Raw genomic sequence first — 26,127 nt, 5'->3', positions numbered from 1 at the left:
GTCAGGGTGCCCGGCCCCGACACGCCCGCCCTCACCGACCTGCACCCCCGTCTCCCCTCCCCCGTGCAGGAGGTGCAGGACGACCGCTTCACCCGCCACGACATCCGCCTGCTCCTGAAGCGCGACGACCTGATCCACCCGGAGCTGGTCGGCAACAAGTGGCGCAAGCTCGCGCCGAACCTCACCGCGGCGGCCGGCCGCGCCGTCGTCACCTTCGGCGGCGCCTACTCCAACCACCTGCGCGCCACGGCCGCCGCGGGCCGCCTCCTCGGGCTGTCCACGGTCGGCGTGGTCCGCGGCCAGGAGCTCGCCGGCCGTCCGCTCAACCCGTCCCTCGCCCGGTGCGCCGACGACGGCATGCGACTGCACTTCGTCGACAGATCGACGTACCGCAGCAAGACCGAACCCGAAACCCTGGCGGCCGTCCTGCGCGCGTCGGGCGCCGAGGACGCGTACGTCGTCCCCGAGGGCGGCAGCAACTTCCTTGCCGTACGCGGCTGTCAGGCGCTCGGCGAGGAGCTGCGCGGCCATGCCGATGTCGCCGCCGTCGCCTGCGGCACGGGCGGCACACTCGCCGGTCTGGCCGCCGGGCTCGCCCCCGACCAGCGCGCTCTAGGCATTCCGGTCCTCAAAGGGGGTTTCCTGACCGCCGACATAGAGGCCCTCCAGGCCCAGGCCTTCGGCGGTCCCCGTGGCATCTGGACCCTGGACGACCGCTTCCACTTCGGCGGCTACGCCCGCACCACCCCCGCCCTGGACGCGTTCGCCGAGGACTTCGAGGACCGCCACGGCCTGCCCGTCGAGCGTCTCTATGTCGCCAAGTTGCTGTACGCCCTTGTCGCCCTCGCGGAAGAGGGCGCCTTCCCGCGGGGGACGACACTGGCGGCCGTCGTCACCGGACGGCCCTTCGGCTGACCACGCGCGCGTGCGTGCCGGGAAGCCCGCTACGTCGTCTCCCTGAAGGCCGCCGCCTCCTCCAGGTCCAGCCTGCGCAGCAGCGTCCGCAGCATCTCGTCGTCGATGTAGCGGAGATCGCGCAGCCTGACGAACACCGCGCGTTCCGCGCCGATCATCTCCCGGGACAGTCGGCGGTAGGTGTCGTCGGCGGTTTCGCCGGTGATGGGGTTGACGGCGCCGAGGCGTTCCCAGACGGCGTTGCGGCGGCGCTCCAGGACGCTGCGGAGGCGGTCGGCGAGGGGCTCGGGGAGGGCGTTGCGCTCGTCGGTGAGGAGTTCGTCCAAGCGGCGCTCGGCGGCCCGGGAGGCCTGCGCCTGGGCGTTCGCCTCGGCCAGCGTCTCGGCCTGTTCGTCCCGTCCGGGCAGCTTCAGCTTGCGGATCAGCGGGGGCAGTGTGACGCCCTGGAAGACCAGCGTCCCGATCACCGTCGTGAAGGTCAGGAACAGGATGAGGTTGCGCTCGGGGAACGGCTCGCCGCCATGCACGGTCAGCGGGATCGAGAACGCGATGGCCAGTGAGACCACGCCCCGCATCCCGGCCCAGCCGATGACGAACACCCCCTTCCAGGTCGGGTTCTCCTCCCGCTTCCTGATCCGGGGGGACAGCAGGCGGGGCAGGAAGGCCGCCGGATACACCCACACGAACCGGGAGGCCACGACCACGAGGAAGACGGCGATCGCGTACCAGAGGGCGATGGCCCCCTCGTATTTCCCGAGATCCTTGAGGACCACCGGCAGCTGTAGTCCGATCAGGGCGAAGACCGCCGACTCAAGGACGAAGGCCACCATCTTCCAGACCGCGTCCTCCTGGAGGCGGGTCGCGAAGTCGACCTCCCAGGCCCGGTGTCCGAGGAAGAGCGCGACGACCACGACGGCGAGGACTCCGGAGGCGTGCACCTGCTCGGCGGCCGCGTACGCGACGAACGGGATCATCAGGGAGAGCGTGTTCTGTAGCAGCGCCTCCCTGACGTGCGTGCGCAACCAGTGGATCGGCACCATCAGCACCAGCCCGATACCGACGCCGCCGACCGCCGCGACCACGAACTCGGCGATCCCGCCGGCCCAGGTGGCGCCTTCTCCGACCGCGGCCGCGAGGGCCACACGGTAGGCGGTGATCGCGGTGGCGTCGTTCACCAGGGACTCGCCCTGGAGGATCGTGGTGATGCGGGACGGCAGCCCCACCCGGCGCGCGACCGCCGTGGCCGCCACCGCGTCCGGCGGCGCCACCACCGCGCCCAGCACCAGCGCCGCGGTCAACGGCAGGTCGGGCACGATCACATAGGCCGCCCAGCCGACGACGAAGGTCGCGAAGAGCACGTACCCGACCGACAGCAGCGCGACCGGCCGCAGTTGCGCGCGCAGATCGAGATACGAGCTGTCGGTGGCCGCCGAGTGCAGCAGCGGGGGCAGGACGAGCGGCAGGACGATGTGGGGGTCCAGTGTGTACTCGGGCACTCCTGGGACGTACGAGACCGCCAGACCGGCCGCGACCAGCAGCAGCGGAGCCGGCACCGGGGTCCGCCGGGCGGCCGCCGAGACAACGGCGCTGCCCGCCACCAGCAGCAGCAGTGGCATCACGTCCATCGGTTCCCGCCCTCGTTTTTCGCGCGATCATCCGCACGCCCGTCGTACTGTGGCAATCATGAAACAGTGCACGCACGCCGACGAGCTGCCGCACCCGGAACCCAAGCCACTGACCGACACCTGTCCGGAGTGCCTCGCGGAGGGCTGGCACCCCGTGCAGCTGCGGTTGTGTCTCCACTGCGGTCACGTCGGCTGCTGCGACTCCTCACAGGGGAGGCACGCGACGGAGCACCACAAGGACTCGGGACATCCCATCATGCGGACCCACGAGCCCGGTGAGAACTGGCGCTGGTGCTTCGTCGACCATGTTCTTGTGTGACGCTGTATTCGACGTATTCGAGCGCTGATTCGGACGGTTCGACCGTGTGACGTCTGGGTACGTCAACCCGGCGCGCGCTCTTCCCAATTGGGCCCGCAGACCCCCTAGCCACGGAGCGTATCCGTAGGTTTACTATGAGTGACAGCAAGGGGTTGGGGTCCCGGGGACAGGAAACTTGAGAGCGCGGTAGCGTCACCGCTGAACCACACATCGCGTTACCCCGGGGGGCGACCCTCGGCCCCGAAATGCTTGTACCACCTTGGAGGTGAGGGTGTCCCAGATCGCAGGCGAGCCCGCGACCCAGGACTTCGTGGAAGTCCGGCTACCGGCTGCGGGTGCCTACCTGTCGGTGCTGCGTACGGCCACGGCCGGCCTCGCGGCCCGTTTGGACTTCACCCTCGACGAGATCGAGGACCTGCGCATCGCGGTGGACGAGGCCTGCGCGATCCTGCTCCAGCAGGCCGTGCCCGGCTCGGTGCTCAGCTGTGTCTTCCGCCTTGTCGACGACTCGCTCGAGGTCACCGTCTCGGCCCCGACCACGGACGGTCACGCCCCCGCGCGGGACACCTTCGCCTGGACTGTCCTGTCCGCTCTGGCGGGCAAGGTCTCCTCCGCGGTGGACGACGACAAAACCGTTTCGATCAGCCTCTACAAACAGCGCGGCGCGGGACCCGGGCCGGCGTGAAGGACGGGGACGGGCCGGTGCGGGACGAAGAGCGCGGCACAAGGGAGCTGCCGGCCGAGGGCACAAGCGGTCCGAGCAACGCCCGGCGCATGGCTGACGGCATCGACGGCATCCCCGAGCAGGCCCGGCAACACCCGGAGGACGACGCCGGCGACACGGCGGCGGCCGGCTTCCTGGACGACGGGCAGCGGGCTCGGGAAGGTGCCGTGCAGAGCGCGCCTCTGGAAGGGCCGATCGGGGTCTCCCCGGTCCGGGCAGGGGCGGCGGCTCGGGGAAGGGCGACGGGCGGGACGATGAGCGAGCACGAGCGAGACGATCAGCCGGGGGTGCCGAGCGTGCAGGCCACGCAGCACGACCCTCAGGACCGCAGCGGGGCGCGCGCGATGTTCATCGAGCTGCGCAAGCTGAAGGACGGCAGCGCGGAGTACGCGGAGCTGCGCAACAGGCTGGTCCGTATGCACCTGCCGCTCGTCGAGCACCTCGCGCGCCGCTTCCGCAACCGCGGCGAGCCGCTGGACGACCTGACGCAGGTCGCCACCATCGGCCTGATCAAGTCGGTCGACCGCTTCGACCCGGAGCGCGGCGTCGAGTTCTCGACGTACGCGACTCCGACGGTCGTCGGCGAGATCAAGCGGCACTTCCGCGACAAGGGCTGGGCGGTGCGCGTCCCGCGCAGGCTCCAGGAGCTGCGCCTCGCGCTCACCACGGCGACGGCGGAACTCTCCCAGCGGCACGGCCGCTCCCCCACGGTCCACGAGCTGGCCGAGAAGCTGGGCATCTCGGAGGAAGAGGTCCTGGAGGGCCTGGAGTCGGCCAACGCGTACTCCACGCTGTCCCTGGACGTCCCCGACACCGATGACGAGTCCCCGGCGGTCGCGGACACGCTGGGCGCGTACGACGAGGCCCTGGAGGGTGTCGAGTACCGCGAGTCGCTCAAGCCGCTGCTCGAGGACCTGCCGCCACGCGAGAAGCGGATCCTGCTGCTGCGCTTCTTCGGCAACATGACCCAGTCGCAGATCGCGCAGGAGGTCGGCATCTCGCAGATGCATGTCTCACGGCTGCTGGCGCGGACACTGGCACAGCTGCGGGAGAAGCTCCTCGTGGAGGAATGACGACCGCCGCGGACTGTGACGGCCGTGGAGTGACGGCTACTTCTGAGGCACGTTCCCGGGCCCCTGGATGCCGAGGGCCCGGGTCGTCTCGGCGTTCACCAGCAGCACCAGCGCCGTGACCGCCACGAGAGCGAGCGCGATGCCGCCGGGGATGGCCAGGCTGTCGGCCTGGAGCAGGTTGTAGGCCACCGGCAGCGCCATGATCTGCGTGATGACGGCGGGGCCACGGCTCCAGCTGCGGCGGGCGAGCAGTCCGCGGGCGGCCAGCAACGGCAGCAGCGCGAGCACGATCAGCGTGACACCGCCGGTGACGGCCTGCTGCCGGTCGTCCGGGTCGCCCGTGATCCCCAGGGCCAGCATCCAGACACCGCCGACGACGAGGGCGAGCCCCTCCAGACCGGCCAGCGCGGCCGCGTAGGTCAGGCGCCGGGGGCGGGGTTCTGCGGCTTCCGGGGCGGGGGTCTGCTCACTGCTCACCTGTGCAGGGTAGCCGTCGTGGTGTCCGCCCCCGTGTCCAGGATCTCTTACCCGACCCCTACCTCGGACTGGGCCCAGTACCACCCAGTAGGTACGCTGCAACGCATGCGTGCACTTCTCGTGGTCAATCCGGCGGCAACCACCACAAGCGCACGTACGCGCGATGTCCTGATCCATGCGCTCGCCAGCGAGATGAAGCTGGAGGCGGTCACCACCGAGTACCGCGGGCACGGACGCGACCTGGGCCGGCAGGCCGCGGAGAGCAGCGACATCGATCTCGTAGTGGCCCTCGGCGGCGACGGCACGGTCAACGAGGTCGTCAACGGCCTCCTGCACGCCGGCCCCGACCCGGACCGCCTCCCCCGCCTCGCCGTCGTCCCCGGCGGTTCCACCAACGTCTTCGCCCGCGCCCTCGGCCTGCCGAACGACGCCGTGGAGGCCACCGGCGCCGTACTGGACGCGCTGCGCGACAAAAGCGAACGCGTGGTCGGCCTGGGACTCGCGTCGGGCACGCCGGGCACCGAGGACGAGGCCGTCCCGGCCCGTTGGTTCACCTTCAACGCGGGGCTCGGCTTCGACGGCGGTGTCGTCGGCCGGGTCGAACAGCAGCGGGAGATGGGCAAGAAGTCGACACATGCCCTCTACGTCCGCCAGGTCGCCCGCCAGCTCTTCGGCGAACCCAACCGGCGGCACGGCGCGATCACCCTGGAGCGGGCCGGCGAGGAACCGGTGACCGGTCTGGTGGTGTCCATAGTCTCGAACACCGCGCCGTGGACCTATCTGGGCAATCGCCCGATGTACGCGTCGCCTAAGGCCTCGTTCGATACCGGGCTCGACGTATTCGGTCTGACCCGGCTGTCCATGCCTGCGGTCGCCCGGTATGGGACCCAGTTGCTCAATTCGTCCCCCGAGCACGGACCCCATGGCAAGCACGCTGTGGGCCTGCACGACCTGGACCGGTTCACCTTGCATTCGAAGGCCCCGCTACCCCTCCAGATGGACGGCGACCACCTCGGACTGCGTACGAGCGTGACGTTCACAGGCGTACGCCGTGCACTGCGTGTGATTGTGTGAGCAGAAAGGGCTGAAGTCCTTTCACTCGAACGTTTAGGCCAGCATCCACCCCATGGAAGTACGGCTGTGACCTAGTCGACACCGAGGAATCAAAAAAAACTTTCCGGAAGGGGTTGTATCCGCCGCTGAGGTTTGCGAGTCTCTACGTGGCGGTCGGGACAGCCCGCAGAACCGGCGTCCACTGATCACCGGAACCCCTCTTCAATCCACAGGACCACGCCAGGGAAACCTGACGGTCGGCCCTTCACTTGTTGAGGGATTCGTGAAAGCGTTCACATTCACAAGCAACCCGCACGTAATACCAAGGAGAGGTAGCAGCCATGGACTGGCGTCACAACGCCGTTTGCCGCGAGGAAGACCCCGAGCTCTTCTTCCCCATCGGCAACACCGGTCCTGCGCTGCTGCAGATCGAGGAAGCCAAGGCCGTCTGCCGCCGCTGCCCCGTCATGGAGCAGTGCCTGCAGTGGGCGCTCGAGTCCGGCCAGGACTCCGGCGTCTGGGGTGGTCTCAGCGAGGACGAGCGTCGCGCCATGAAGCGCCGTGCCGCCCGCAACCGGGCCCGTCAGGCCTCCGCCTGACAACACCTGCCCCGCAAACAGCCTGAGCTTGGCGGCGCGTACAGCGAGTACGCATCTCCCGCCCCCGAGCCGCAGCGCGCAGTACCCCCGATGCGCATAACGCACGAGCACTAGCCTCGGACCACTCGATGGTCCGGGGCTCTTCGCTGTGCGCCTGTGCTATTTGTTCGCGCGCACCGGGATGTCGAGGATCACCTGAGTGCCGCGCTCCGGTGCCGGCACCATGTCGAACGAACCGCCCAACTCGCCTTCCACCAGCGTCCGTACGATCTGGAGGCCCAGGTTGCCCGCGGTGTGCGGGTCGAATCCCTCGGGCAGGCCGACCCCGTCGTCCTGGACCGTGACCAGCAGACGGGCCTCCTTCGTCGTGCCGCCACGGACGGCCGAGACCTCGACCGTGCCCGTGTCGCCTTCACGGAAGCCGTGTTCAAGGGCGTTCTGGAGGACTTCGGTCAGAACCATCGACAGGGGTGTGGCGACCTCGGCGTCCAGGATGCCGAAGCGTCCGGTGCGCCGGCCGGCGACCTTGCCCGGCGAGATCTCGGCGACCATCGCGAGGACCCGGTCCGCGATCTCGTCGAACTCCACGCGCTCGTCCAGGTTCTGGGAGAGCGTCTCGTGCACGATCGCGATCGAGCCGACGCGTCGTACCGCCTCTTCGAGAGCCTCGCGCCCGCGGTCGGATTCGATACGGCGGGCCTGGAGGCGGAGCAGAGCCGCCACGGTCTGGAGGTTGTTCTTCACCCGGTGGTGGATCTCCCGGATGGTGGCGTCCTTGGTGATCAACTCGCGTTCGCGGCGGCGCAGTTCGGTGACGTCGCGGAGCAGGACCAGGGAACCGATGCGGGTGCCCTTGGGCTTGAGCGGGATCGTGCGGAACTGGATCGCCCCGTCCCGGGCCTCGACCTCGAACTCGCGCGGCGCCCAGCCGCTGGCCACCTTGGCGAGCGCCTCGTCCACCGGCCCGCGGGACGGGGCGAGTTCGGCGGTGATCCTGCCCAGGTGGCAGCCGACGAGATCGGCGGCGAGGCCCATACGGTGGTAGGCGGACAGTGCGTTCGGGGAGGCGTACTGGACGATGCCGTCCGCGTCGAGCCGGATCAGACCGTCGCCCACGCGCGGGGCGGCGTCCATGTCCATCTGCTGGTTCGGGAACGGGAACGAGCCCGCCGCGATCATCTGGGCGAGGTCCGACGCGCTCTGAAGGTACGTCAGTTCCAGACGGCTCGGGGTGCGGACGGTGAGGAGGTTGGTGTTGCGCGCGATGACACCGAGGACGCGCCCTTCGCGTCGTACCGGAATGGACTCGACGCGGACCGGGACCTCCTCTCGCCACTCGGGGTCGCCCTCGCGCACGATCCGGCCCTCGTCGTGGGCGGCGTCCAGCATGGGGCGGCGCCCGCGCGGCACGAGGTGGCCGACCATGTCGTCCTGGTAGGAGGTGGGGCCGGTGTTGGGGCGCATCTGGGCGACGGAGACATAGCGCGTGCCGTCGCGGGTGGGGACCCACAGGACGAGGTCGGCGAAGGAGAGGTCGGAGAGCAGCTGCCACTCCGAGACCAGCAGATGCAGCCACTCGAGATCGGAGTCGTCGAGGGCGGTGTGCTGGCGGACCAGTTCGTTCATGGAGGGCACGTGTGCGAGCGTACCTGGCGGTTTGTACGGCTCTGAAATGTGCGACCCCCCTGAGACACCCGCGGGCCGCGGCGCCTGGGAGGGACCCTCAACCCTCCCGGCACCGCAGCCCGGAGCAGCATCGGCCGCGGGGTGTGCGGTCCCGGTCGGCCGAAGGATGAGGAGCCGGGGCAGTCAGGGCAGAGAGCTCCGGATCCTCGGTCCGTCTTCCTGTGCGGGGAAGACGGAGGCTCTGTGATGCGCACGCTGTTTCTCTACGCATTGTGGACTAGACCACTATCCATGTCCATGCGTTGGGAGCTGTTTTGTTGTTGAAGCCTGTGCGTTGTTGGCGCTTCGCAGCCTAACCCTCCCGGGCTAGGTACGGGGCCAGATGGCCATGGCAATTTCCGCGACCGCTTCCAGTTCTTCGCGGCTCGCGCCGTCGCGCGCCTGTTGGGACATGCCCTGGATCATCGCCCCCGTATGCCGGGCGAGCGCGGCGGCGTCGGTACCGGCCGGCAGTTCGCCTGCGGCGATGTCCGCTCTTATGCGGCGCTCGAAGGCGGCGATGTTGGCATTGCGCCGCTCACGCAGGGACGCCTCGACCTCGGGGCTGGTGCAGTTGGTGGCCGCATGGACGACGAGGCAGCCGTGCGGCCGGCCAGGGGCCGTGTACTCGGCGGCGGCCTCCCGCAGCATGCGCGCGACGGCGGCCCGGGCACTGGGCTCCTCGGCGAGGGCGCGGTCGCCGAAGGAGCCGTACCGCGCGCCGTACTCGCTGACGACCTCCGCGAAGAGCGCCTGCTTGTCGCCGAACGCCGCGTACAGGCTCGGGGCGCCGATGCCCATCGCGTGGGTGAGGTCGGAGACGGACGTCGCCTCGTAACCGTGCTCCCAGAAGGCCATGATCGCCTTCTCCAACGCGGTTTCCCGGTCGAAGGAGCGGGGGCGGCCACGCAGCCTGCCCTTCGCCCTCTCCTGCTCGCCGGTCTCCTCGGTTCTCGCCATGGGTTCATTTTATAGCGAGTGCTAGAGAAATGTCGGTGCCGCGTTGTACGGTATTTCTGTAGCGACCACTAGATAAATGACAAGGGGGCGCCGACATGGGCGTGCTTGCCGGCAGGACGGCACTGGTGACGGGTGCGAGCAGGGGCATCGGGCGAGGCATCGCCGAGCGCCTGGGGCGCGACGGGGCGCGAGTCGCGGTGCACTACGGCAGGAGCGAGGCGGCCGCGAAGGAGACGGTCGCCGCGATCGAGGCGGCGGGCGGCTCGGCGTTCGCGATCGGCGTCGAGCTGGGGCTGCCGGGGGACGCCGAGGCGCTGTGGAACGAGTTCGACCGGCATGCGGACGGGCTGGACATCCTGGTGAACAACGCCGGGATCGGTGCGTCCCGGCCGATCGGGGAGATCGACGAGGAGGAGTACGACCGGGTCTTCGCGGTGAATGTGAAGGCACCGTTCTTCATCGCCAAGCACGGCCTGGCGCGGCTGCGCGACGGTGGACGGGTCATCAACATCTCGTCGGGACTGTCCCGGACCGCGGCGATGCCGAACAACATGGCGTACGCCATGACGAAGGGCGCCCTCGACGTCTTCTCCCGCGATCTGTCGAAGGTGCTGGGCTCGCGGACCATCACGGTGAACTCGGTCGCGCCGGGGATCATCGCCACCGACAACACGTATGAGCTGCTGCACGCCAGCGAGGAGGCGTGGGACGAGGCAGCGGCGATATCCGCACTCGGGCGGGTGGGCGAGACGGCCGACGTGGCGGAGGTGGTGGCGTTTCTGGCGTCCGGGGGAGGACGGTGGGTGACCGGGAGCTGGGTGGATGCGACGGGGGGTTCGCTGACCTGAGGGACGACCGCCGTTGCTCCGGGTCGTAGCGGTTGTTGCCGATGTGTCGCTGAGGGGTCGCTTCGCGTTTCGACGTGGGTGTGTGGGTGTCCGCGTGCGCGAGGGAGTGTGGTGGTGTGGGTGCCCTGTTCACCTGGGACGCAAGGCCCGTCTCTGTTAGATTGGTCTAAACCACACGGTCCCTACGGGTCCCCCAGAGCCCCTCTCCCCAGATCGGCAGGCCCAGCGTGGAAGTTGTCATCGTTCCGGACGCCAAGTCGGGTGGCGAGCTGATCGCCGAGGCCATGGCACAGCTCCTGCGGCGCAAGCCCGACGCCCTGCTCGGCGTGGCCACCGGGTCGACGCCGCTGCCCATCTACGAGGCGCTGGCCGCCAAGGTGAAGTCCGGTGCCGTGGACGCCTCGCAGGCGCGGATCGCCCAGCTCGACGAGTATGTGGGGCTGCCGGCCGAGCATCCGGAGTCGTACCGTTCGGTGCTGCGGCGCGAGGTGCTGGAGCCGCTGGGGCTCGGGATGGACGCGTTCATGGGGCCGGACGGTACGGCCGAGGACGTGCTGGGGGCGTGCGACGCGTATGACGCCGCGTTGGGCGCCGCCGGTGGGGTGGACCTTCAGTTGCTCGGGATCGGGACCGACGGGCACATCGGGTTCAACGAGCCGTGCTCTTCGCTGGCCTCGCGGACGCGGATCAAGACGCTGACCGAGCAGACCCGGGTGGACAACGCGCGGTTCTTCGACGGGGACATCGATTCTGTGCCGCACCACGTCATCACGCAGGGGATCGGGACGATCCTTGAGGCTCGGCATCTTGTGCTGCTCGCCACGGGTGAGGGGAAGGCCGATGCGGTGGCGGCGACCGTTGAGGGGCCGGTTGCTGCGGTGTGTCCGGCCTCTGCGCTTCAGTTGCATCCGCATGCGACGGTTGTTGTCGATGAGGGGGCTGCGTCCAAGTTGAAGCTTGCGGATTACTTTCGGCACACGTTTTCCAACAAGCCGGAGTGGCAGGGGATCTAGGCGTCTGCCGGGTTCGGTTCTTCGTCGGCTGCGGGTTCGTTGTGGCTGGTCGCGCCCACGCGGCGGAGCCGCAAATGGATACAGCCCCGCGCCCCTAACAGCGTTGAAGGCGCCGTCCCCTTGCGAGGGAACGGCGCCTTCAGCGTCGTAGCGGCTACCCGAGCCGGACCCCGGCTATGACTTCCGCAGCTGCCCGTCCACACACCCGTGCCGCCCCGTGCGTTGCGATGTGCAGGGCGCCCCGCGGAGTCGCCTGAGGTACGCCCATCTCGACCACGATCGTGTCGGGGCTTTCGCGCAGCAGCGTGTCCAGGGCCCCTGCCATCCATGCGTGGCGGTGTTCGTCGCGGACGACGGCCACGATGCGGCGGCCGTTGGCTGCGGCGAGGGCCTTGTGGGCTGCGTCCTCTTCTGTGAAGGCGGAGGTCTCCGTGCCGGGGAGGAGGCGGGTCAGTTCGGCGGCCACGCCCCAGGGGGTTTCGTCGCCGACGGCTATGTTCGCCTCCGGGGTGAAGGCGGCGACGTAGGGGGCCTCGTCCAGGGGGGCGTACGTCTCCGTGTGTGTCACCCGGAGTGCGCGGCGGGCCGCGGTCATGCCGACGTCCGTTCGTGCTTCGCCGGCGCCCGCCGAGGTCTCGGTGGTCCAGTGGGCCAGCGCCCGTACGCGTTCGGCCGCGTCGGCCAGGCGTTCCTCGGGGAGTTCACCGGCGCGGACCGCCGTGATCAGGGCGTCGCGCAGGCGTCGTACCGTCTCGTCGTCGGCGAGGCCGCCGCCCACGCAGATCGCGTCGGCGCCGGCGGCGATGGCGAGGACGCTGCCGCGTTCGATGCCGTAGGTGGCGGCGATGGCCTGCATCTCCATGCCGTCGGTGACGATCAGGCCGTCGTAGCCGAGTCGGCCGCGGAGGAGGTCGGTCAGGACCCGGCGGGACAGGGTTGCCGGGCGGTCCGGGTCGAGGGCCGGGACCAGGATGTGGGCGCTCATCACCGCACGGGTGCCGGCGGCGATCGCGGCGCGGAACGGGGAGAGTTCGCGTGCCGACAGCACCGAGGCGTCGGCGTCGATGCGCGGGACCGCGTGGTGGGAGTCGACCGCCGTGTCGCCGTGGCCCGGGAAGTGCTTGGTGCAGGCGGCTACTCCGGCCGACTGGAGGCCGGTGACGTAGGCGGCGGTGTGGCGGGCGACCAGGTCCGTGTCGGCGCCGAAGGAGCGGACGCCGATGACCGGGTTGTCGGGGTTGGAGTTGATGTCCGCGGACGGGGCCCAGTTGAGGTTCACGCCGCACTCCGCGAGACGGCGGCCGAGTTCGTACGCCACCTCCTGGGTGAGCGAGACGTCGTCGACCGCGCCCAGCGCATGGTTGCCGGGGAACGAGGAACCGGTCCTCACCTCCAGGCGGGTGACATCACCCCCCTCCTCGTCGATCGCGACCAGCACGTCATCGCGTTCGGCGCGCAACTGGGCGGTCAGTGCGGCGAGTTGCTCGGGCGAGGCGATGTTGCGGCCGAACAGGCCGACGGAGGCCAGGCCTTCGCCGAGGCGGCGGAGGAGCCAGTCGGGGGCGGTGGTGCCCGGGAAGCCGGGCTGGAGGACGGTGAGGGCATCGCGCGTCAAGGTGTCTGTGCCGCTGGCGAGTGTCGTCATCGGGTGGCGTTATCCCTTCACGGCGCCCGCGGTCAGACCCGCGGCCATCTTGCGCTGGACGAGTAGGAAGAGGACGACGATCGGCACGGCCATCATCGTGGCGCCGGCCATCATCGGGGCGAACTCGGTGCCGTGCTTGGTGCTGAAGTTGCTGAGCCACACGGTCGCGGTCTGGTTGTTCTGGCTGAGCAGCATCAGGGCGTAGAGGTACTCGTTCCAGGCCTGGATGAAGCCGTAGACCGAGGTGGCGACCATGCCCGGAGCGAGCAGCGGGAACACGACCCTGACGAAGGCGCCGGTGCGGGTGCAGCCGTCGACCATGGCCGCCTCCTCCAGCTCCTTCGGGATGTTGACGATGAAGCCGCGCAGCGTCCACACCGTGAAGGGCAGGATGAAGGTCAGGTACGTGATGATCAGGCCCGTCAACCTGTCGTACTGACCGAGGTCGTTGAGCAGCAGGAAGACGGGGATGATCATGGCGACCAGCGGGACCATCTGGACCGCCAGGATGCCGACGATCACGATCTTGCGGCCGCGGAAGGCGAACCGGGAGATGGCGAGCGCGGCCAGCAGGCCGACGACCATGCCGATCACGACCACGGCCAGCGACACGATCAGGCTGCGGCCGACCGGGCCCCAGAAGTCCGCGATGTCCAGCGCCCGGCCGAAGTTGGAGAAGGTCAGGGCGGTCGGCCACAGGCTCGGGTCCGGGTCGATGGCGTCCTTCTCCGGCTTGAACGCCGTGTTCAGCATCCAGTAGACGGGGAAGCCCGCGGTGACGAAGACGCACAGGCCGAGGAGGTTCCAGCCGGCCTTCGACTTCCGGCGCGCCTGAGGTACCAGCGTGCTCATTCGACCTCTCCGATCTTCAGCATCTGGCGCATGTAGACGGCGACGACACCGAGCAGCAGCACCACGGTGAGCAGGGCTATCGCCGAGCCCTGCGCGTAGTCGTTGACCACGAAGGCACGGTCGTACGAGTAGGTGGTGAGGATCTGGAACTCGGCCTCGGGATGGCCGTTGCGCATCACGAAGACCTGCGGGAAGACGCCCATGTCCCAGATCACCGACAGGGTGGTCAGCATCACGATGATCGGCTTGAGGATGGGGAGCGTGACATAGCGGAACACGCCCCAGGCGCCCGCGCCGTCCAGCCGGGCCGCTTCCTCCAGCTCCTGCGGGACCTGGGTCAGACCGGCGCTCAGCGTGATGACCACGAAGGGCACGGCCCCCCAGACCACCAGCAGCATGATGACCGCCAGGCCCTCCGGTCCGCTCGCGAACCAGTTGTGGCCGATCATCTCGACGCCGGGCAGCTTGCTGAGCAGCGCGTTGAGGATGCCGTAGTCCGCGTCGAACAGCCACTTGAAGACCGTGGTCGCCACGATGATGGGCATGCCCCAGCTCGCCACCAGCGCGATGTTGACCAGCGTCTTCACCCAGCCGGAGACGCGCTGGAGCAGCAGCGCGATCAGCATGCCGATGACCATCGTGAAGATCACGCAGCCTGCGGCGAAGAAGATCGTCCGTACGACGACCGTCCAGAACTCCCCGTCGCTCAGCACCTTGGTGAAGTTGTCCAGCCCGACCCACTCCGCCGGCATGAAGCCCCACAGCTGGGACTGGCCGAACTGCTGGAAGGAGAGGGTGACCAGACGGACCAGGGGGTAGCCGAGGACGAGCGCGAGGATGAGGAGACAGGGGGCGAGCAGCAGCCAGGGCAGGCCTCGTCCGCCGGTCCTCCGGCTTCTTGGCGGCTTCTTCGCGACCGGCGGTGGTGGGGCCGGCTGCCGCGGCGGCGGCACCTTGGCAGGGGTGGTCGTGTCTGCGGCACTCATCGCGCGCTCCTCAGCGGTCCCTCAGGTCGTACGAAAGCGAAGGCCCGTACCCACACGTGCGTACGGAAAGCAGGGCCCCGCCTGCAACGGGGCCCCGCTTCAGGTCACTTGGTGTTGATGACCTTGTCGATCGCGGCGTCCGCTTCCTTCGCGGCGGCCTCGACCGACTTCTTGCCGGTGCCGATCGACTGGAGCATGGTCTGGAGGACCTGGGCCTTCTCGACCTGGCCCCAGCCCGGCGCCATCGGGACGAACCAGTTGGACTCGGCCGCGGTGGCCGGGACGACCGTCGCCGGGTCGTCCTTCAGGGTGGCGAGGTCCGTCTTGTTGTTGGGCAGGTTGCCCTTCCCCATCAGACCCTTCTGACCGGAGGCGCCGGTGAGCGCGTTGATCCACTCGGCGGCGACGGCCTGCGCGTCGGACTTCACCGGGACGGCGAGGTCGGAGCCGCCCAGGAAGACGGGGATGTTCTTGCCGGACGGGCCGGGCATCACGAAGTTCTCGAGGTTGCCCTTGAGGTCACCGGTCTTGTCGTTCTTCGGGTCCTCGGCGGTCGCGCCCTCCCAGGCCGCGCCGAAGATCATGGCGGACTTGGCCTGGCCGTAGACGATGTAGCGGTCGGACTCGTCCTTGGTCTTGTCGCCGTGCATGTACTTGTCGACGACGTTCTTGAACTCGGTGAGGCCCTTGAGGGATTCGGGCGAGGAGAGGCTGCCCTTCCACTGGCCGCCGGACTCCTCGGCGATGGCGCCACCGGCGTCGTAGACGAAGGACATGGCCGCGTACCAGTCGCGGGTGGGCTGGTACCAGGCGCTGAACTTGTCGCCCTTCTCCTCCTGGATCTTGTCCAGGGCGGCGGTCAGCTCCTCGTACGTCTTCGGGGCCGACTTCACGCCGACCGATTCCGCAACGTCCGTACGCCAGTTGGCGACGCGGCCGCCGGCGTAGTACGGGACGCCGTACGTCTTGTCCTCGTACGTCACCGAGGCCTTGAGGCCGTCCAGCCAGGCGTCCGAGTTCTCGAACTTCGCCGGGTCGACGGGGGCGAAGGCACCCTTGACCATGTAGCTCAGCATCTCGGTGTTGCCCATCTCGACCACGTCGGGGGCCTTGTCGGTGGCGAGGACGGCGTCGAGCTTGGCGTTCTTGTCGGGCCAGCCGTAGTACTCGTGGTTGATCTTGATGCCGGGGTGCTTCTTCTTGATCGCGTCGTCGGCGGCCTTCACCAGTTCGGGCCAGTTGTTCTGGGCGTCGACGGTGAGCCAGACGGTCAGCTCCTTGGCGTCCGCGCCGGTGTTGTCCGAGCCCCCGCTGTCACTGTCACCGCACGCCGCGATGGAGACCATCATGCCCGCGATACCGATCGCGGCTATCAGCTTGCGCTTCACGCCACCCTCCTCAGGGATGCCCCCCCGTACCGCCATTGGGGCCGGGACTGGACCAATGGTGTAGACCAGTACCGGGAGCTTGGACCAGACCAACACGTGTGTCAAGGGTGCTCGAAACGGCTCCGACCAGCCGTTATGCGACCTACATATGCAGGAACCTTTAAGTAAGAAACCAGCGAAATCAGTGGGCCCGGAGTACTCTCGTCCGCTAGACCACTCGCCTCTGTGGACTAGACCAAAAGATGCGGCGGCGGTATACAGAGGGGATCACGATGTGAGCCGCATCCGGACCCGGGAAGGCAGGGCATGAGCACCGACGTCAGCAGTGCGGAGAACGAGAGTGGGGCCACCGTCCGTACCGCACGCGTGCCCAAGTACTACCGCCTGAAAAAGCACCTGCTTGACATGACGGAGACGCAGGCGCCGGGTACTCCGGTCCCGCCCGAGCGAACCCTCGCCGCGGAGTTCGACACCTCGCGCACGACCGTGCGCCAGGCGCTCCAGGAACTGGTCGTCGAGGGACGCCTGGAGCGGATCCAGGGCAAGGGCACGTTCGTCGCCAAGCCCAAGGTCTCGCAGGCCCTCCAACTGACCTCGTACACCGAGGACATGCGCGCCCAGGGCCTCGAACCCACCTCCCAGCTCCTCGACATCGGCTACATCACCGCCGACGACCGCCTCGCCGAGCTCCTCGACATCACGGCCGGCGGCCGGGTGCTCCGCATCGAGCGCCTGCGCATGGCGAACGGCGAGCCGATGGCGATCGAGACGACGCACCTGAGCGCGAAGCGCTTCCCCGCGCTCCGCCGCAGCCTCGTGAAGTACACGTCCCTCTACACCGCCCTCGCCGAGGTCTACGACGTCCATCTCGCCGAGGCCGAGGAGACCATCGAGACCTCGCTCGCCACCCCGCGCGAGGCCGGCCTGCTCGGCACCGACGTCGGCCTGCCGATGCTGATGCTGTCCCGCCACTCCCTGGACCGGGAGGGACAGCCGGTGGAGTGGGTGCGCTCGGTGTACCGGGGAGACCGCTACAAGTTCGTGGCTCGCCTCAAGCGGCCCGCGGAGTAAATCGATCCCCTTGTAAAACAGAGCCCGTTCGTAGAGCGAACACCTGCGCACGGTGTAGCGCAGATCACATTCCTGTTCTACGGTCCTCCCGACATCGCTTGGACGGGAGGACGACCCGGTGCGCACCGCGAACGTTCGAACCATCGTCATCTGGAGCCTCGTCGCGCTGGTCGCGGCCGTCGGCTGGGCGGTGCTCGCGCTGGCCAGGGGCGAGGACGTCTCCGCCGCCTGGATGGTCGCGGCGGCCCTCGGCTCGTACGCGATCGGCTACCGCTTCTACTCCAAGTTCATCGCGTACAAGGTCCTCAAGGTCGACAAGACCCGGGCCACTCCGGCGGAGCGGCTCAACAACGGCATCGACTTCCACCCCACCGACCGCCGGGTCCTGCTCGGCCACCACTTCGCCGCGATCGCCGGCGCCGGACCACTGGTCGGGCCGGTGCTGGCCGCGCAGATGGGGTATCTGCCGGGCACGATCTGGATCATCGTGGGCGTCATCTTCGCCGGCGCGGTCCAGGACATGGTGGTGCTGTTCTTCTCCACCCGGAGGGACGGCAGGTCCCTGGGGCAGATGGCACGTGAGGAGATCGGTCCGTTCGGTGGCGCGGCGGCGCTGCTGGCCGCCTTCGCCATCATGATCATCCTGCTCGGGGTGCTGGCGCTGGTCATCGTCAACGCCCTCGCGCAGTCCCCCTGGGGCACCTTCTCCATCGCGATGACGATCCCCATCGCGCTGCTGATGGGCTTCTATCTGCGGGTGCTGCGCCCGGGCCGGGTCGCCGAGGTCTCCCTCATCGGCGTCGCCCTGCTGCTGTTCGCGCTGATCGCCGGCCGCTGGGTCGCCGAGTCGTCCTGGGCCGACACCTTCACCCTCGCCCCCTCCACGCTGGTCATCTGGCTGGTGGCGTACGGCTTCATCGCCTCGATCCTGCCGGTGTGGATGCTGCTCGCGCCGCGCGACTACCTGTCCACCTTCATGAAGATCGGCACCATCCTGCTGCTGGCGCTCGGCGTCGTGATCGCGTTGCCGACGCTGAAGATGCCCGCGGTCACCGACTTCGCCTCGCGCGGCGACGGGCCGGTGTTCGCGGGTTCGCTCTTCCCGTTCGTCTTCATCACCATCGCCTGCGGCGCCCTGTCCGGCTTCCACTCGCTCATCTCGTCCGGCACGACGCCGAAGATGATCCAGAAGGAGACGCAGATCCGGATGATCGGCTACGGCTCCATGCTGATGGAGTCGTCGGTCGCGATCATGGCGTTGGTGGCGGCGAGCATCATCGACCCGGGGCTGTACTTCGCGATGAACGCGCCGGCCGGCGTGATCGGCACGACCGTGGAGAACGCCTCGCAGGTGGTGGGCAGTTGGGGCTACCAGATCTCCCCCGCCGATCTCGCCCAGGCGGCTCGGGACGTGGAGGAGTCGACCCTGCTGTCCCGGACCGGCGGCGCACCCACCCTCGCCGTCGGGGTCTCGCAGATCTTCTCCGAGGTGACCGGCGGGAGCCTCAAGGCCTTCTGGTACCACTTCGCGATCATGTTCGAGGCACTGTTCATCCTGACCGCGCTGGACGCCGGCACGCGCGTCGGCCGCTTCATGCTCCAGGACACCCTGGGCAACGTCTACCGGCCCTTCAAGAACGTGAGCTGGAAGCCCGGCCTGGTCATCACCAGCGGCATCGTGTGCGGGCTGTGGGGCTACTTCCTGTGGGTCGGCGTGCACGAGCCGCTCGGCGGAATCAACCAGCTCTTCCCGATCTTCGGCATCTCCAACCAGTTGCTGGCCGCGGTCGCGTTGGCCGTCTGCACGACGCTGCTGGTGAAGTCCGGGCGCCTCAAGTGGGCCTGGGTCACCGCGGTTCCGCTGGCCTGGGACGCGACGGTCACGCTGACCGCCAGCTGGCAGAAGGTGTTCTCGTCCGACCCGAAGGTGGGCTTCTTCAAGCAACGCCAGGTGTTCCAGGACGCCATCGACCGGGGCGAGGTACTGGCGCCCGCCAAGTCGATGGACGACATGCGCACCGTGGTCACCAACTCCACGGTGGACGGCGTCCTCACGGCCGTCCTCGCGCTGCTCATCATCATCGTGATCGTCGATGCGACCCGTGTCTGCGTCCGGCATGTCCGCCGCCCGGCGCTGTCCACGCTGAGCGAGACGCCGTACGTCGAGTCGAAGATCGTCGCCCCGGCCGGGCTGATCCCGACCCGGGAGGAGAAGGAAGAGGTGGCGCGCGATGCGGTCGGCAGTGGCACGAGCTCTTAGGGGCGTGCGCTGGTACGTGCGGGAATTGACCGACGAATCGGCATACGAACGCTATGTCGCGCATGTACGGAAAGGCCATCCCCAGGCCGAAGTTCCGTCCCGACGTGACTTCGAGCGGATGCGTACGGACCGGCAGGAGGAGGACCCGCGGCAGGGTTTCCGCTGCTGCTGAGGGCGGACACCCGGCCGCTCGGGCAGACACAGAACCGCCACATACCGATATGCGGACGAGGGCTTCCGCTTTCCTGACACCGTCGCCTAGATTGCCTGCGCGTTAAACAGGTGATCAGTGAGGGGACGGAGCCGCGGTATGTCAGAAGTGCCTGAAGCGAGACCACCGGTGGTGACACCGGTCCGGGTGATCATCGGTCTCTGCCTCTTCGCCCCGTTTGTGGCGATGCTCTGGGTCGGTTCGTACGCCAAGACGGACCCGACCTTCATCGGCATCCCGTTCTTCTACTGGTACCAGATGGCGTGGGTGCTGATCTCCACGGCGCTGACGATGATCGCGTACAAGCTGTGGCAGCGCGACCAGCGTGCCCGCCAGGGGGGTGCCGCCAAGTGAAGGACGGCGTGAACGGCGTCGCACTCGCCGTCTTCATCATCTTCTTCCTGGCCGTCACGGTCATGGGCTTCCTGGCCGCGCGCTGGCGCCGGTCCGACGAGCAGAGCCTGGACGAATGGGGTCTGGGCGGACGGTCGTTCGGCACCTGGGTCACCTGGTTCCTGCTCGGCGGCGACCTCTACACCGCGTACACCTTCGTCGCCGTACCGGCGGCGATCTACGCTGCGGGCGCGGCCGGCTTCTTCGCGGTGCCCTACACGATCCTGATCTACCCGCTGATCTTCACGTTCCTGCCCCGCCTGTGGTCGGTCTCGCACAAGCACGGGTACGTGACGACCTCCGACTTCGTGCGCGGCCGGTTCGGCTCGAAGGGCCTGTCCCTCGCCGTGGCCGTCACCGGCATCCTCGCGACGATGCCGTACATCGCGCTCCAACTGGTCGGCATCCAGGCCGTCCTGGACGTGATGGGCGTCGGTGGCGGTGAGGACACCAACTGGTTCGTCAAGGATCTGCCGCTGCTGATCGCGTTCGGTGTGCTGGCCGCATACACCTATTCGTCGGGGCTGCGCGCACCCGCGCTGATCGCGTTCGTGAAGGACACGCTGATCTACATCGTCATCGCGGTGGCGATCATCTACATCCCGATCAAGCTGGGCGGGTTCGACGACATCTTCGCCAAGGCGGGCGAGGCGTTCAGCCAGACCAACCCGGCGACGGGTGCGCCGCGCGGGGCGCTGGCTCCGGGCGAGGCGGGGCAGTGGACGTACGCCACGCTGGCGTTGGGCTCCGCCCTCGCGCTCTTCATGTACCCGCACTCGATCACGGCGACGCTGTCCTCCAAGAGCCGTGAGGTGATCCGCCGCAACACGACCATCCTGCCGCTGTACTCACTGATGCTCGGTCTGCTGGCGCTGCTGGGCTTCATGGCGATCGCGGCCGGAGTCAAGGTCAGCAACGGGCAGTTGGCGATCCCGCAGCTCTTCGAGGACATGTTCCCGTCCTGGTTCGCGGGCGTGGCCTTCGCGGCGATCGGCATCGGCGCCCTGGTGCCGGCGGCCATCATGTCCATCGCGGCCGCGAATCTCTTCACCCGCAACATCTACAGGGACTTCATCAAGCCGGACGCCACGCCGGAGCAGGAGACCAAGGTCTCCAAGCTGGTGTCCCTGCTGGTGAAGGTGGGTGCGCTGGTCTTCGTCCTGACCATGGACAAGACCGTCGCGATCAACTTCCAGCTGCTGGGCGGCATCTGGATCCTCCAGACGTTCCCGGCCCTGGTCGGCGGCCTCTTCACCCGCTGGTTCCACCGCTGGGCCCTGCTGGCGGGCTGGGCGGTCGGCATGCTCTACGGCACCATCGCCGCCTACGGGGTCGCCTCCCCGACCCAGAAGCACTTCGGCGGCTCCTCGAAGGAGATCCCCGGCATCGGCGAGATCGGCTACATCGGCCTCACCGCGTTCGTGCTGAACGTGCTGGTGACAGTGGTGCTGACCTTCGTACTCAAGGCGGTCAAGGCACCGGAGGGCATCGACGAGACGTCCCCTGCGGACTACACGGCGGACGCGGGAGACCCGGGAGTCAAGACGGAGCTGCCCCCGGCAACAGCTGGCGCAGTGCATTGATGCTGGTGACTGTCCCCACCTAAGGGGCGCGGGGAACTGCGCGACCAGCCACGACGAACCCGCAGCGGGCCGCCGACAGCAAGAAAATCGGCGGCCCGTTGTCGTACCCAACCCGCACACTCGTCCCATGGACATCCTCATCCGGCGAGTACAACCCACCGAATACGAAACTCTCGGCGACATCACCGCCCAGGCCTACCTCCAGGACGGCCTCCTGACCTTCGGCGAGAGCGACTGGTACCTGGGCGAACTGAAGGACGTGGCCAAACGGGCCGCCGCCGCCGAGGTGCTGGTGGCCACGGACCAAGACCAACTCCTCGGCGGAGTCACCTTCGTACCCTCCCCCGGCCCCATGGCCGATCTCGCCCGCCCCGGAGAGGCGGAGATCCGCATGCTCGCCGTCGCCCGGGCGGCCCGCGGCAGAGGCGCCGGAGAGGCCCTCGTGCGAGCCTGCGTCGACCGGGCACGCAGCGCGGAGCGCACCGGCATAGTCCTGTCGACCCAGGACTTGATGCACGCGGCCCACCGCATCTACGAACGTCTCGGCTTCACCCGGGCCCCGGAACGCGACTGGCACCCGATCCCGGAGCACCCCGAGTTCACTCTGCTCACCTATCAGTTGACGCTCTGAAGCCGACACGACACAACATATGGTGGTGCTGTTCTCACCCGGCACAAGATGTATGCTCGTGCTCGCTGTCGCCACAGGGGAATCCGGTGCGAATCCGGAACTGTCCCGCAACGGTGTACTTGTGCATGTCTGTTCCCAGAAGCGGCGTGCACATGGTCAGTCCGAGGACCTGCCGACGGCGCACCCGACCACCCGGTCCGGGTGCGAGACGTCCGGGCCTCGTGGAATGGGCCGGTGGACGCGACGCCGTGTGCGCTCGTGAGCTGCCCCCTGCCCTCCGCAAGGCCCCGTGCCGAGCGAGGGAGAGCCCCAAGTGACCATCGCGCCAGCCGAACCGGCCTCAGCGATCCAGGACCCCGACGGCCCGGGAACCGCATTGCTGCGGACCCTGACCGAGCTGACCGCCGACCTCCCCGACGTCGACCCCGGCCGGGTCGCCGCCGCCACGCTGCGCGGCCGGTCCGCGCGGGCGGACGAGTCGGAGCTGCGCGAGCTGGCCACCGAGGCGGCGGCCGGCCTCATCTCCGAGGACCCCGTCCATTCGCGGCTGGCCGCCCGGCTGCTGACGATCAGCATCGCCGCCGAGGCCGCCTCGCAGGGCGTCATGTCGTTCTCCGAGTCGGTCGCCGTCGGCCACCGCGAGGGTCTGATCGCCGATCGCACCGCCGAGTTCGTACGGCTGCACACGGCCCGCCTCGACGACCTGATCGACCGGAACGCCGACGACCGCTTCGGCTACTTCGGCCTGCGCACGCTGCACAGCCGCTACCTCCTGAGGCACCCCATCACCCGCAAGGTGATCGAGACGCCGCAGCACTTCATGCTCCGCGTCGCCGCCGGTCTCGCCGAGGACGACACGACGAGGTCGGTCGACGAAGTCGCCGCGCTCTACCGGCTCATGAGCCGCCTCGACTACCTCCCGTCCTCCCCCACGCTCTTCAACTCCGGCACCCGGCACCCCCAGATGTCGTCCTGCTACCTCCTCGACTCCCCCAAGGACGAGCTGGACTCCATCTACGACCGCTACCACCAGGTGGCCCGGCTCTCGAAGCACGCCGGCGGCATCGGCATCGCGTACTCCCGCATCCGCTCCCGCGGTTCACTGATCCGCGGCACGAACGGGCACTCCAACGGCATCGTCCCGTTCCTGAAGACCCTCGACGCCTCGGTGGCCGCCGTGAACCAGGGCGGCCGGCGCAAGGGTGCGGCCGCGGTCTACCTGGAGACCTGGCACTCCGACATCGAGGAGTTCCTGGAGCTGCGCGACAACACCGGTGAGGACGCCCGCCGTACGCACAACCTGAACCTCGCGCACTGGATCCCGGACGAGTTCATGCGCCGGGTGAACGCGGACGGTGTGTGGTCCCTCTTCTCCCCCGCGGATGTGCCCGAACTGACGGACCTGTGGGGCGAGGAGTTCGACGCGGCGTATCGCGAGGCCGAAGCGCAGGGCCTCGCGCGCAGGACCATCCCGGCCCGTGACCTGTACGGCCGCATGATGCGCACCCTCGCGCAGACCGGCAACGGCTGGATGACCTTCAAGGACGCCGCCAACCGCACCGCCAACCAGACGGCCGAGCCCGGCCAGGTCGTCCACTCCTCCAACCTCTGCACGGAGATCCTGGAGGTCACGGACGACGGCGAGACGGCCGTGTGCAACCTGGGTTCGGTCAATCTGGGTTCCTTTGTCGACACGACGACCGGCGACATCGACTGGGAGCGCCTGGACGAAACCGTCCGCACCGCCGTCACCTTCCTCGACCGCGTCGTCGACATCAACTTCTACCCGACCGAGCAGGCGGGCCGGTCCAACGCGAAGTGGCGCCCCGTCGGGTTGGGCGCGATGGGCCTCCAGGACGTCTTCTTCAAACTTCGCCTGCCCTTCGACTCGCCCGAGGCCAAAGCCCTCTCCACCCGGATCGCCGAGCGCATCATGCTCGCCTCGTACGAGGCCTCCGCCGACCTCGCCGAGCGCAACGGGCCCCTCCCCGCCTGGCAGAAGACCCGTACCGCCAAGGGTGTTCTGCACCCCGACCACTACGACGTCGAGCTGACCTGGCCGGAGCGCTGGGAGGCCCTGCGCGAACGCATCGCCGCCGTCGGCATGCGCAACTCGCTGCTCCTGGCCATCGCCCCCACCGCCACCATCGCGTCCATCGCCGGCGTGTACGAGTGCATCGAGCCGCAGGTGTCCAACCTCTTCAAGCGGGAGACCCTGTCCGGCGAGTTCCTCCAGGTCAACTCGTACCTGGTGAACGACCTGAAGGCGCTGGGCGTCTGGGACGCGCGCAGCCGTGAGGCGCTGCGTGAGTCGGGTGGCTCGGTGCAGGAGTTCGCCTGGATCCCGGCGGACGTTCGGGCGCTGTACCGCACGGCGTGGGAGATCCCGCAGCGCGGCCTTATCGACATGGCGGCCGCCCGTACCCCGTACCTGGACCAGTCCCAGTCGCTGAACCTCTTCCTGGAGACGCCGACCATCGGAAAGCTCTCCTCGATGTACGCGTACGCCTGGAAGCAGGGCCTGAAGACGACGTACTACCTGCGCTCGCGCCCGGCGACCCGCATCGCCCGCGCGGCCCAGGCCCAAACCACTGTCCCTGCACAGACGACCGCCGAAGACGCCGTCGCCTGCTCCCTGGAAAACCCCGAGTCCTGCGAGGCCTGCCAGTAATGCCCAGCAACAACCAGAACCTGCTCGACCCCGGCTTCGAGCTGACTCTCCGCCCGATGCGCTACCCGGACTTCTACGAGCGCTACCGGGACGCCATCAAGAACACCTGGACCGTGGAGGAGGTCGACCTCCACTCGGACGTCGCCGACCTCGCCAAGCTCACGCCCGCCGAGCAGCACCTGATCGGCCGGCTGGTCGCGTTCTTCGCGACGGGCGACTCGATCGTGGCGAACAACCTCGTGCTGACGCTCTACAAGCACATCAACTCCCCCGAGGCGCGGCTGTACTTGTCCCGCCAGCTCTTCGAGGAGGCCGTCCACGTCCAGTTCTATCTGACGCTGCTGGACACCTACCTCCCCGACCCGGAGGACAGGGCCGCCGCCTTCGACGCCGTGGAGAACATCCCCTCCATCCGCGAGAAGGCCGAGTTCTGCTTCAAGTGGATCAACGAGGTCGAGAAGCTGGACCGCCTGGAGACACAGGCCGACCGCCGCCGCTTCCTGCTCAACCTCATCTGCTTCGCCGCGTGCATCGAGGGCCTGTTCTTCTACGGCGCCTTCGCCTACGTCTACTGGCTCCGCAGCCGGGGTCTGCTGCACGGCCTGGCGACCGGCACCAACTGGGTGTTCCGCGACGAGACGATGCACATGAGCTTCGCGTTCGACGTGGTCGACACCGTCCGCAAGGAGGAGCCGGAGCTCTTCGACGACCGGCTTCAGCAGCAGGTCACCGACATGCTGAGGGAGGCCGTCGAGGCCGAGCTTCAGTTCGCGCGCGACCTCTGTGGTGACGGCCTCCCCGGGATGAACACGGAATCGATGCGGCAGTACCTGGAGTGTGTTGCCGACCAGCGGCTGAGCCGCCTCGGTTTCGCGCCGGTGTACGGCTCCGAGAACCCCTTCTCCTTCATGGAGTTGCAGGGGGTTCAGGAACTCACCAACTTCTTCGAGCGGCGTCCTTCGGCGTACCAGGTGGCGGTGGAGGGCTCCGTCGACCTGGACGAGGACTTCTGAGTCCGAGTCTGAGTCCGAGGCTGGGTCTTCCGTTCCGCCTCCCTCAGCTGACGGTCGATCCGGCGGTCGTGGATCGCACCCACGATCGCCGGACCCCCGAGGAGGGAGAAGAGGATCACGATGGCCATGTACTCGAGGAATGTGTTCATGCG

Annotated in this window: 24 protein-coding genes and 1 riboswitch; of the genes, 16 read left to right on the top strand and 8 right to left on the bottom strand. The window is 68.5% G+C overall.

Annotated elements, in window-relative coordinates; all coding sequences use genetic code 11:
* Window positions 1–6: 6 nt before the first annotated feature.
* Window positions 7–915, top strand: coding sequence for a 1-aminocyclopropane-1-carboxylate deaminase/D-cysteine desulfhydrase (locus KCH87_RS10980; RefSeq protein WP_210585784.1), 909 nt, complete (start codon window positions 7–9; stop codon window positions 913–915).
* Window positions 916–944: 29 nt separating this feature from the next.
* Here KCH87_RS10980 and KCH87_RS10975 read toward each other — a convergent pair whose 3' ends face one another.
* On the bottom strand, window positions 945–2,540 hold the full coding sequence (locus tag KCH87_RS10975; protein ID WP_210585783.1) for a Na+/H+ antiporter: 1,596 nt from the start codon (window positions 2,538–2,540) through the stop codon (window positions 945–947).
* Between the two features lie 58 nt (window positions 2,541–2,598).
* On the opposite strand from KCH87_RS10975, the gene KCH87_RS10970 reads away from it, so the two are divergent.
* The 3 genes from KCH87_RS10970 to KCH87_RS10960 all read left to right on the top strand — a co-directional run bounded on the left by KCH87_RS10970 (window position 2,599) and on the right by KCH87_RS10960 (window position 4,656).
* Complete coding sequence (locus KCH87_RS10970) at window positions 2,599–2,859, top strand: UBP-type zinc finger domain-containing protein (RefSeq protein ID WP_210585782.1); 261 nt, start codon at window positions 2,599–2,601, stop codon at window positions 2,857–2,859.
* 271 nt (window positions 2,860–3,130) lie between these two features.
* Entirely contained in the window at window positions 3,131–3,544 is a 414-nt protein-coding gene (locus KCH87_RS10965; RefSeq protein WP_030784224.1) for an anti-sigma regulatory factor, read from the top strand.
* Complete coding sequence (locus KCH87_RS10960) at window positions 3,541–4,656, top strand: RNA polymerase sigma factor SigF (RefSeq protein WP_210585781.1); 1,116 nt, start codon at window positions 3,541–3,543, stop codon at window positions 4,654–4,656. Before KCH87_RS10965 ends, KCH87_RS10960 begins: the two co-directional genes overlap by 4 nt.
* A 36-nt stretch (window positions 4,657–4,692) precedes the next feature.
* Here the strand turns inward: KCH87_RS10960 and KCH87_RS10955 are convergent, their stop codons facing one another.
* Window positions 4,693–5,133 (bottom strand): hypothetical protein, encoded by a 441-nt coding sequence (locus KCH87_RS10955; protein WP_210585780.1) that lies wholly within the window; start codon window positions 5,131–5,133, stop codon window positions 4,693–4,695.
* A gap of 105 nt (window positions 5,134–5,238) precedes the next feature.
* On the opposite strand from KCH87_RS10955, the gene KCH87_RS10950 reads away from it, so the two are divergent.
* Together KCH87_RS10950 and KCH87_RS10945 are read left to right on the top strand one after the other, a co-directional pair.
* The gene (locus KCH87_RS10950) at window positions 5,239–6,207 is read left to right on the top strand and encodes a diacylglycerol kinase family protein (protein WP_210585779.1); all 969 of its coding nucleotides are present in this window, start codon (window positions 5,239–5,241) and stop codon (window positions 6,205–6,207) included.
* 320 nt (window positions 6,208–6,527) lie between these two features.
* A complete protein-coding gene (locus KCH87_RS10945) occupies window positions 6,528–6,785 on the top strand; it encodes a WhiB family transcriptional regulator (protein WP_016639615.1) in 258 nt (85 codons plus the stop codon).
* 159 nt (window positions 6,786–6,944) lie between these two features.
* Here the strand turns inward: KCH87_RS10945 and KCH87_RS10940 are convergent, their stop codons facing one another.
* Complete coding sequence (locus KCH87_RS10940; protein WP_210585778.1) at window positions 6,945–8,420, bottom strand: sensor histidine kinase; 1,476 nt, start codon at window positions 8,418–8,420, stop codon at window positions 6,945–6,947.
* Window positions 8,421–8,777: 357 nt separating this feature from the next.
* Window positions 8,778–9,410 carry a TetR/AcrR family transcriptional regulator gene (locus KCH87_RS10935; RefSeq protein WP_210585777.1) on the bottom strand — a complete coding sequence of 211 codons (633 nt, stop codon included), beginning with the start codon at window positions 9,408–9,410 and terminating at the stop codon, window positions 8,778–8,780.
* A 95-nt stretch (window positions 9,411–9,505) separates the two neighbouring features.
* Here KCH87_RS10935 and KCH87_RS10930 point away from each other — a divergent pair, with 95 nt between their 5' ends.
* Window positions 9,506–10,258 (top strand): SDR family oxidoreductase, encoded by a 753-nt coding sequence (locus KCH87_RS10930; protein ID WP_210585776.1) that lies wholly within the window; start codon window positions 9,506–9,508, stop codon window positions 10,256–10,258.
* Window positions 10,259–10,485: 227 nt separating this feature from the next.
* Window positions 10,486–11,271 carry a glucosamine-6-phosphate deaminase gene (nagB, locus tag KCH87_RS10925; protein ID WP_210585775.1) on the top strand — a complete coding sequence of 262 codons (786 nt, stop codon included), beginning with the start codon at window positions 10,486–10,488 and terminating at the stop codon, window positions 11,269–11,271.
* Window positions 11,272–11,425: 154 nt separating this feature from the next.
* Here the strand turns inward: nagB and KCH87_RS10920 are convergent, their stop codons facing one another.
* The 4 genes from KCH87_RS10920 to KCH87_RS10905 all read right to left on the bottom strand — a co-directional run bounded on the left by KCH87_RS10920 (window position 11,426) and on the right by KCH87_RS10905 (window position 16,142).
* On the bottom strand, window positions 11,426–12,916 hold the full coding sequence (locus KCH87_RS10920; protein WP_210585774.1) for a glycoside hydrolase family 3 protein: 1,491 nt from the start codon (window positions 12,914–12,916) through the stop codon (window positions 11,426–11,428).
* Window positions 12,917–12,925: 9 nt separating this feature from the next.
* Window positions 12,926–13,768, bottom strand: a complete 843-nt coding sequence (locus tag KCH87_RS10915) for a carbohydrate ABC transporter permease (RefSeq protein WP_210585773.1) — start codon at window positions 13,766–13,768, stop codon at window positions 12,926–12,928.
* Window positions 13,765–14,754, bottom strand: coding sequence for a carbohydrate ABC transporter permease (locus KCH87_RS10910; RefSeq protein WP_210585772.1), 990 nt, complete (start codon window positions 14,752–14,754; stop codon window positions 13,765–13,767). Before KCH87_RS10910 ends, KCH87_RS10915 begins: the two co-directional genes overlap by 4 nt.
* 104 nt (window positions 14,755–14,858) lie before the next feature.
* Window positions 14,859–16,142, bottom strand: a complete 1,284-nt coding sequence (locus tag KCH87_RS10905; protein ID WP_210585771.1) for an extracellular solute-binding protein — start codon at window positions 16,140–16,142, stop codon at window positions 14,859–14,861.
* Window positions 16,143–16,448: 306 nt separating this feature from the next.
* Here KCH87_RS10905 and KCH87_RS10900 point away from each other — a divergent pair, with 306 nt between their 5' ends.
* The 8 genes from KCH87_RS10900 (at window position 16,449) to KCH87_RS10865 (ending at window position 25,975) form a co-directional block, all read left to right on the top strand.
* Window positions 16,449–17,213 carry a GntR family transcriptional regulator gene (locus KCH87_RS10900; RefSeq protein ID WP_210585770.1) on the top strand — a complete coding sequence of 255 codons (765 nt, stop codon included), beginning with the start codon at window positions 16,449–16,451 and terminating at the stop codon, window positions 17,211–17,213.
* Window positions 17,214–17,331: 118 nt separating this feature from the next.
* Window positions 17,332–19,473, top strand: coding sequence for a carbon starvation CstA family protein (locus KCH87_RS10895; protein WP_210585769.1), 2,142 nt, complete (start codon window positions 17,332–17,334; stop codon window positions 19,471–19,473).
* Complete coding sequence (locus tag KCH87_RS10890; RefSeq protein WP_210585768.1) at window positions 19,445–19,645, top strand: YbdD/YjiX family protein; 201 nt, start codon at window positions 19,445–19,447, stop codon at window positions 19,643–19,645. The genes KCH87_RS10895 and KCH87_RS10890 overlap by 29 nt, the downstream gene beginning before the upstream one ends.
* Before the next feature lie 138 nt (window positions 19,646–19,783).
* Complete coding sequence (locus tag KCH87_RS10885; protein WP_210585767.1) at window positions 19,784–20,038, top strand: DUF3311 domain-containing protein; 255 nt, start codon at window positions 19,784–19,786, stop codon at window positions 20,036–20,038.
* The gene (gene mctP / locus KCH87_RS10880; RefSeq protein WP_210585766.1) at window positions 20,035–21,660 is read left to right on the top strand and encodes a monocarboxylate uptake permease MctP; all 1,626 of its coding nucleotides are present in this window, start codon (window positions 20,035–20,037) and stop codon (window positions 21,658–21,660) included. The genes KCH87_RS10885 and mctP overlap by 4 nt, the downstream gene beginning before the upstream one ends.
* 127 nt (window positions 21,661–21,787) lie before the next feature.
* The gene (locus tag KCH87_RS10875; RefSeq protein WP_210585765.1) at window positions 21,788–22,291 is read left to right on the top strand and encodes a GNAT family N-acetyltransferase; all 504 of its coding nucleotides are present in this window, start codon (window positions 21,788–21,790) and stop codon (window positions 22,289–22,291) included.
* A gap of 6 nt (window positions 22,292–22,297) precedes the next feature.
* Window positions 22,298–22,483, top strand: a riboswitch (cobalamin riboswitch).
* Window positions 22,484–22,604: 121 nt separating this feature from the next.
* On the top strand, window positions 22,605–24,962 hold the full coding sequence (locus tag KCH87_RS10870; RefSeq protein WP_210585764.1) for a ribonucleoside-diphosphate reductase subunit alpha: 2,358 nt from the start codon (window positions 22,605–22,607) through the stop codon (window positions 24,960–24,962).
* Window positions 24,962–25,975 carry a ribonucleotide-diphosphate reductase subunit beta gene (locus KCH87_RS10865; RefSeq protein WP_210585763.1) on the top strand — a complete coding sequence of 338 codons (1,014 nt, stop codon included), beginning with the start codon at window positions 24,962–24,964 and terminating at the stop codon, window positions 25,973–25,975. Before KCH87_RS10870 ends, KCH87_RS10865 begins: the two co-directional genes overlap by 1 nt.
* Window positions 25,976–26,127 lie beyond the last annotated feature (152 nt).

This window comes from Streptomyces sp. GESEQ-35 (assembly GCF_017948485.1).
Classification (GTDB): Bacteria; Actinomycetota; Actinomycetes; order Streptomycetales; family Streptomycetaceae; genus Streptomyces.
Note: the sequence above shows the minus strand (reverse complement) of the source record. Positions and strands in the feature narration are given on the sequence as shown.

Bases quoted from the DNA above. Each gene is read 5' to 3' on its own strand.
- KCH87_RS10975 (WP_210585783.1), bottom strand. From the start codon at position 2,540: ATGGACGTGATGCCACTGCTGCTGCTGGTGGCGGGCAGCGCCGTTGTC.
- KCH87_RS10910 (WP_210585772.1), bottom strand. From the start codon at position 14,754: ATGAGTGCCGCAGACACGACCACCCCTGCCAAGGTGCCGCCGCCGCGG.
- KCH87_RS10970 (WP_210585782.1), top strand. From the start codon at position 2,599: ATGAAACAGTGCACGCACGCCGACGAGCTGCCGCACCCGGAACCCAAG.
- KCH87_RS10945 (WP_016639615.1), top strand. From the start codon at position 6,528: ATGGACTGGCGTCACAACGCCGTTTGCCGCGAGGAAGACCCCGAGCTC.
- KCH87_RS10935 (WP_210585777.1), bottom strand. From the start codon at position 9,410: ATGGCGAGAACCGAGGAGACCGGCGAGCAGGAGAGGGCGAAGGGCAGG.
- KCH87_RS10920 (WP_210585774.1), bottom strand. From the start codon at position 12,916: ATGACGACACTCGCCAGCGGCACAGACACCTTGACGCGCGATGCCCTC.
- KCH87_RS10900 (WP_210585770.1), top strand. From the start codon at position 16,449: ATGAGCACCGACGTCAGCAGTGCGGAGAACGAGAGTGGGGCCACCGTC.
- KCH87_RS10890 (WP_210585768.1), top strand. From the start codon at position 19,445: ATGCGGTCGGCAGTGGCACGAGCTCTTAGGGGCGTGCGCTGGTACGTG.
- KCH87_RS10875 (WP_210585765.1), top strand. From the start codon at position 21,788: ATGGACATCCTCATCCGGCGAGTACAACCCACCGAATACGAAACTCTC.
- KCH87_RS10915 (WP_210585773.1), bottom strand. From the start codon at position 13,768: ATGAGCACGCTGGTACCTCAGGCGCGCCGGAAGTCGAAGGCCGGCTGG.
- KCH87_RS10885 (WP_210585767.1), top strand. From the start codon at position 19,784: ATGTCAGAAGTGCCTGAAGCGAGACCACCGGTGGTGACACCGGTCCGG.
- KCH87_RS10865 (WP_210585763.1), top strand. From the start codon at position 24,962: ATGCCCAGCAACAACCAGAACCTGCTCGACCCCGGCTTCGAGCTGACT.
- KCH87_RS10930 (WP_210585776.1), top strand. From the start codon at position 9,506: ATGGGCGTGCTTGCCGGCAGGACGGCACTGGTGACGGGTGCGAGCAGG.
- KCH87_RS10950 (WP_210585779.1), top strand. From the start codon at position 5,239: ATGCGTGCACTTCTCGTGGTCAATCCGGCGGCAACCACCACAAGCGCA.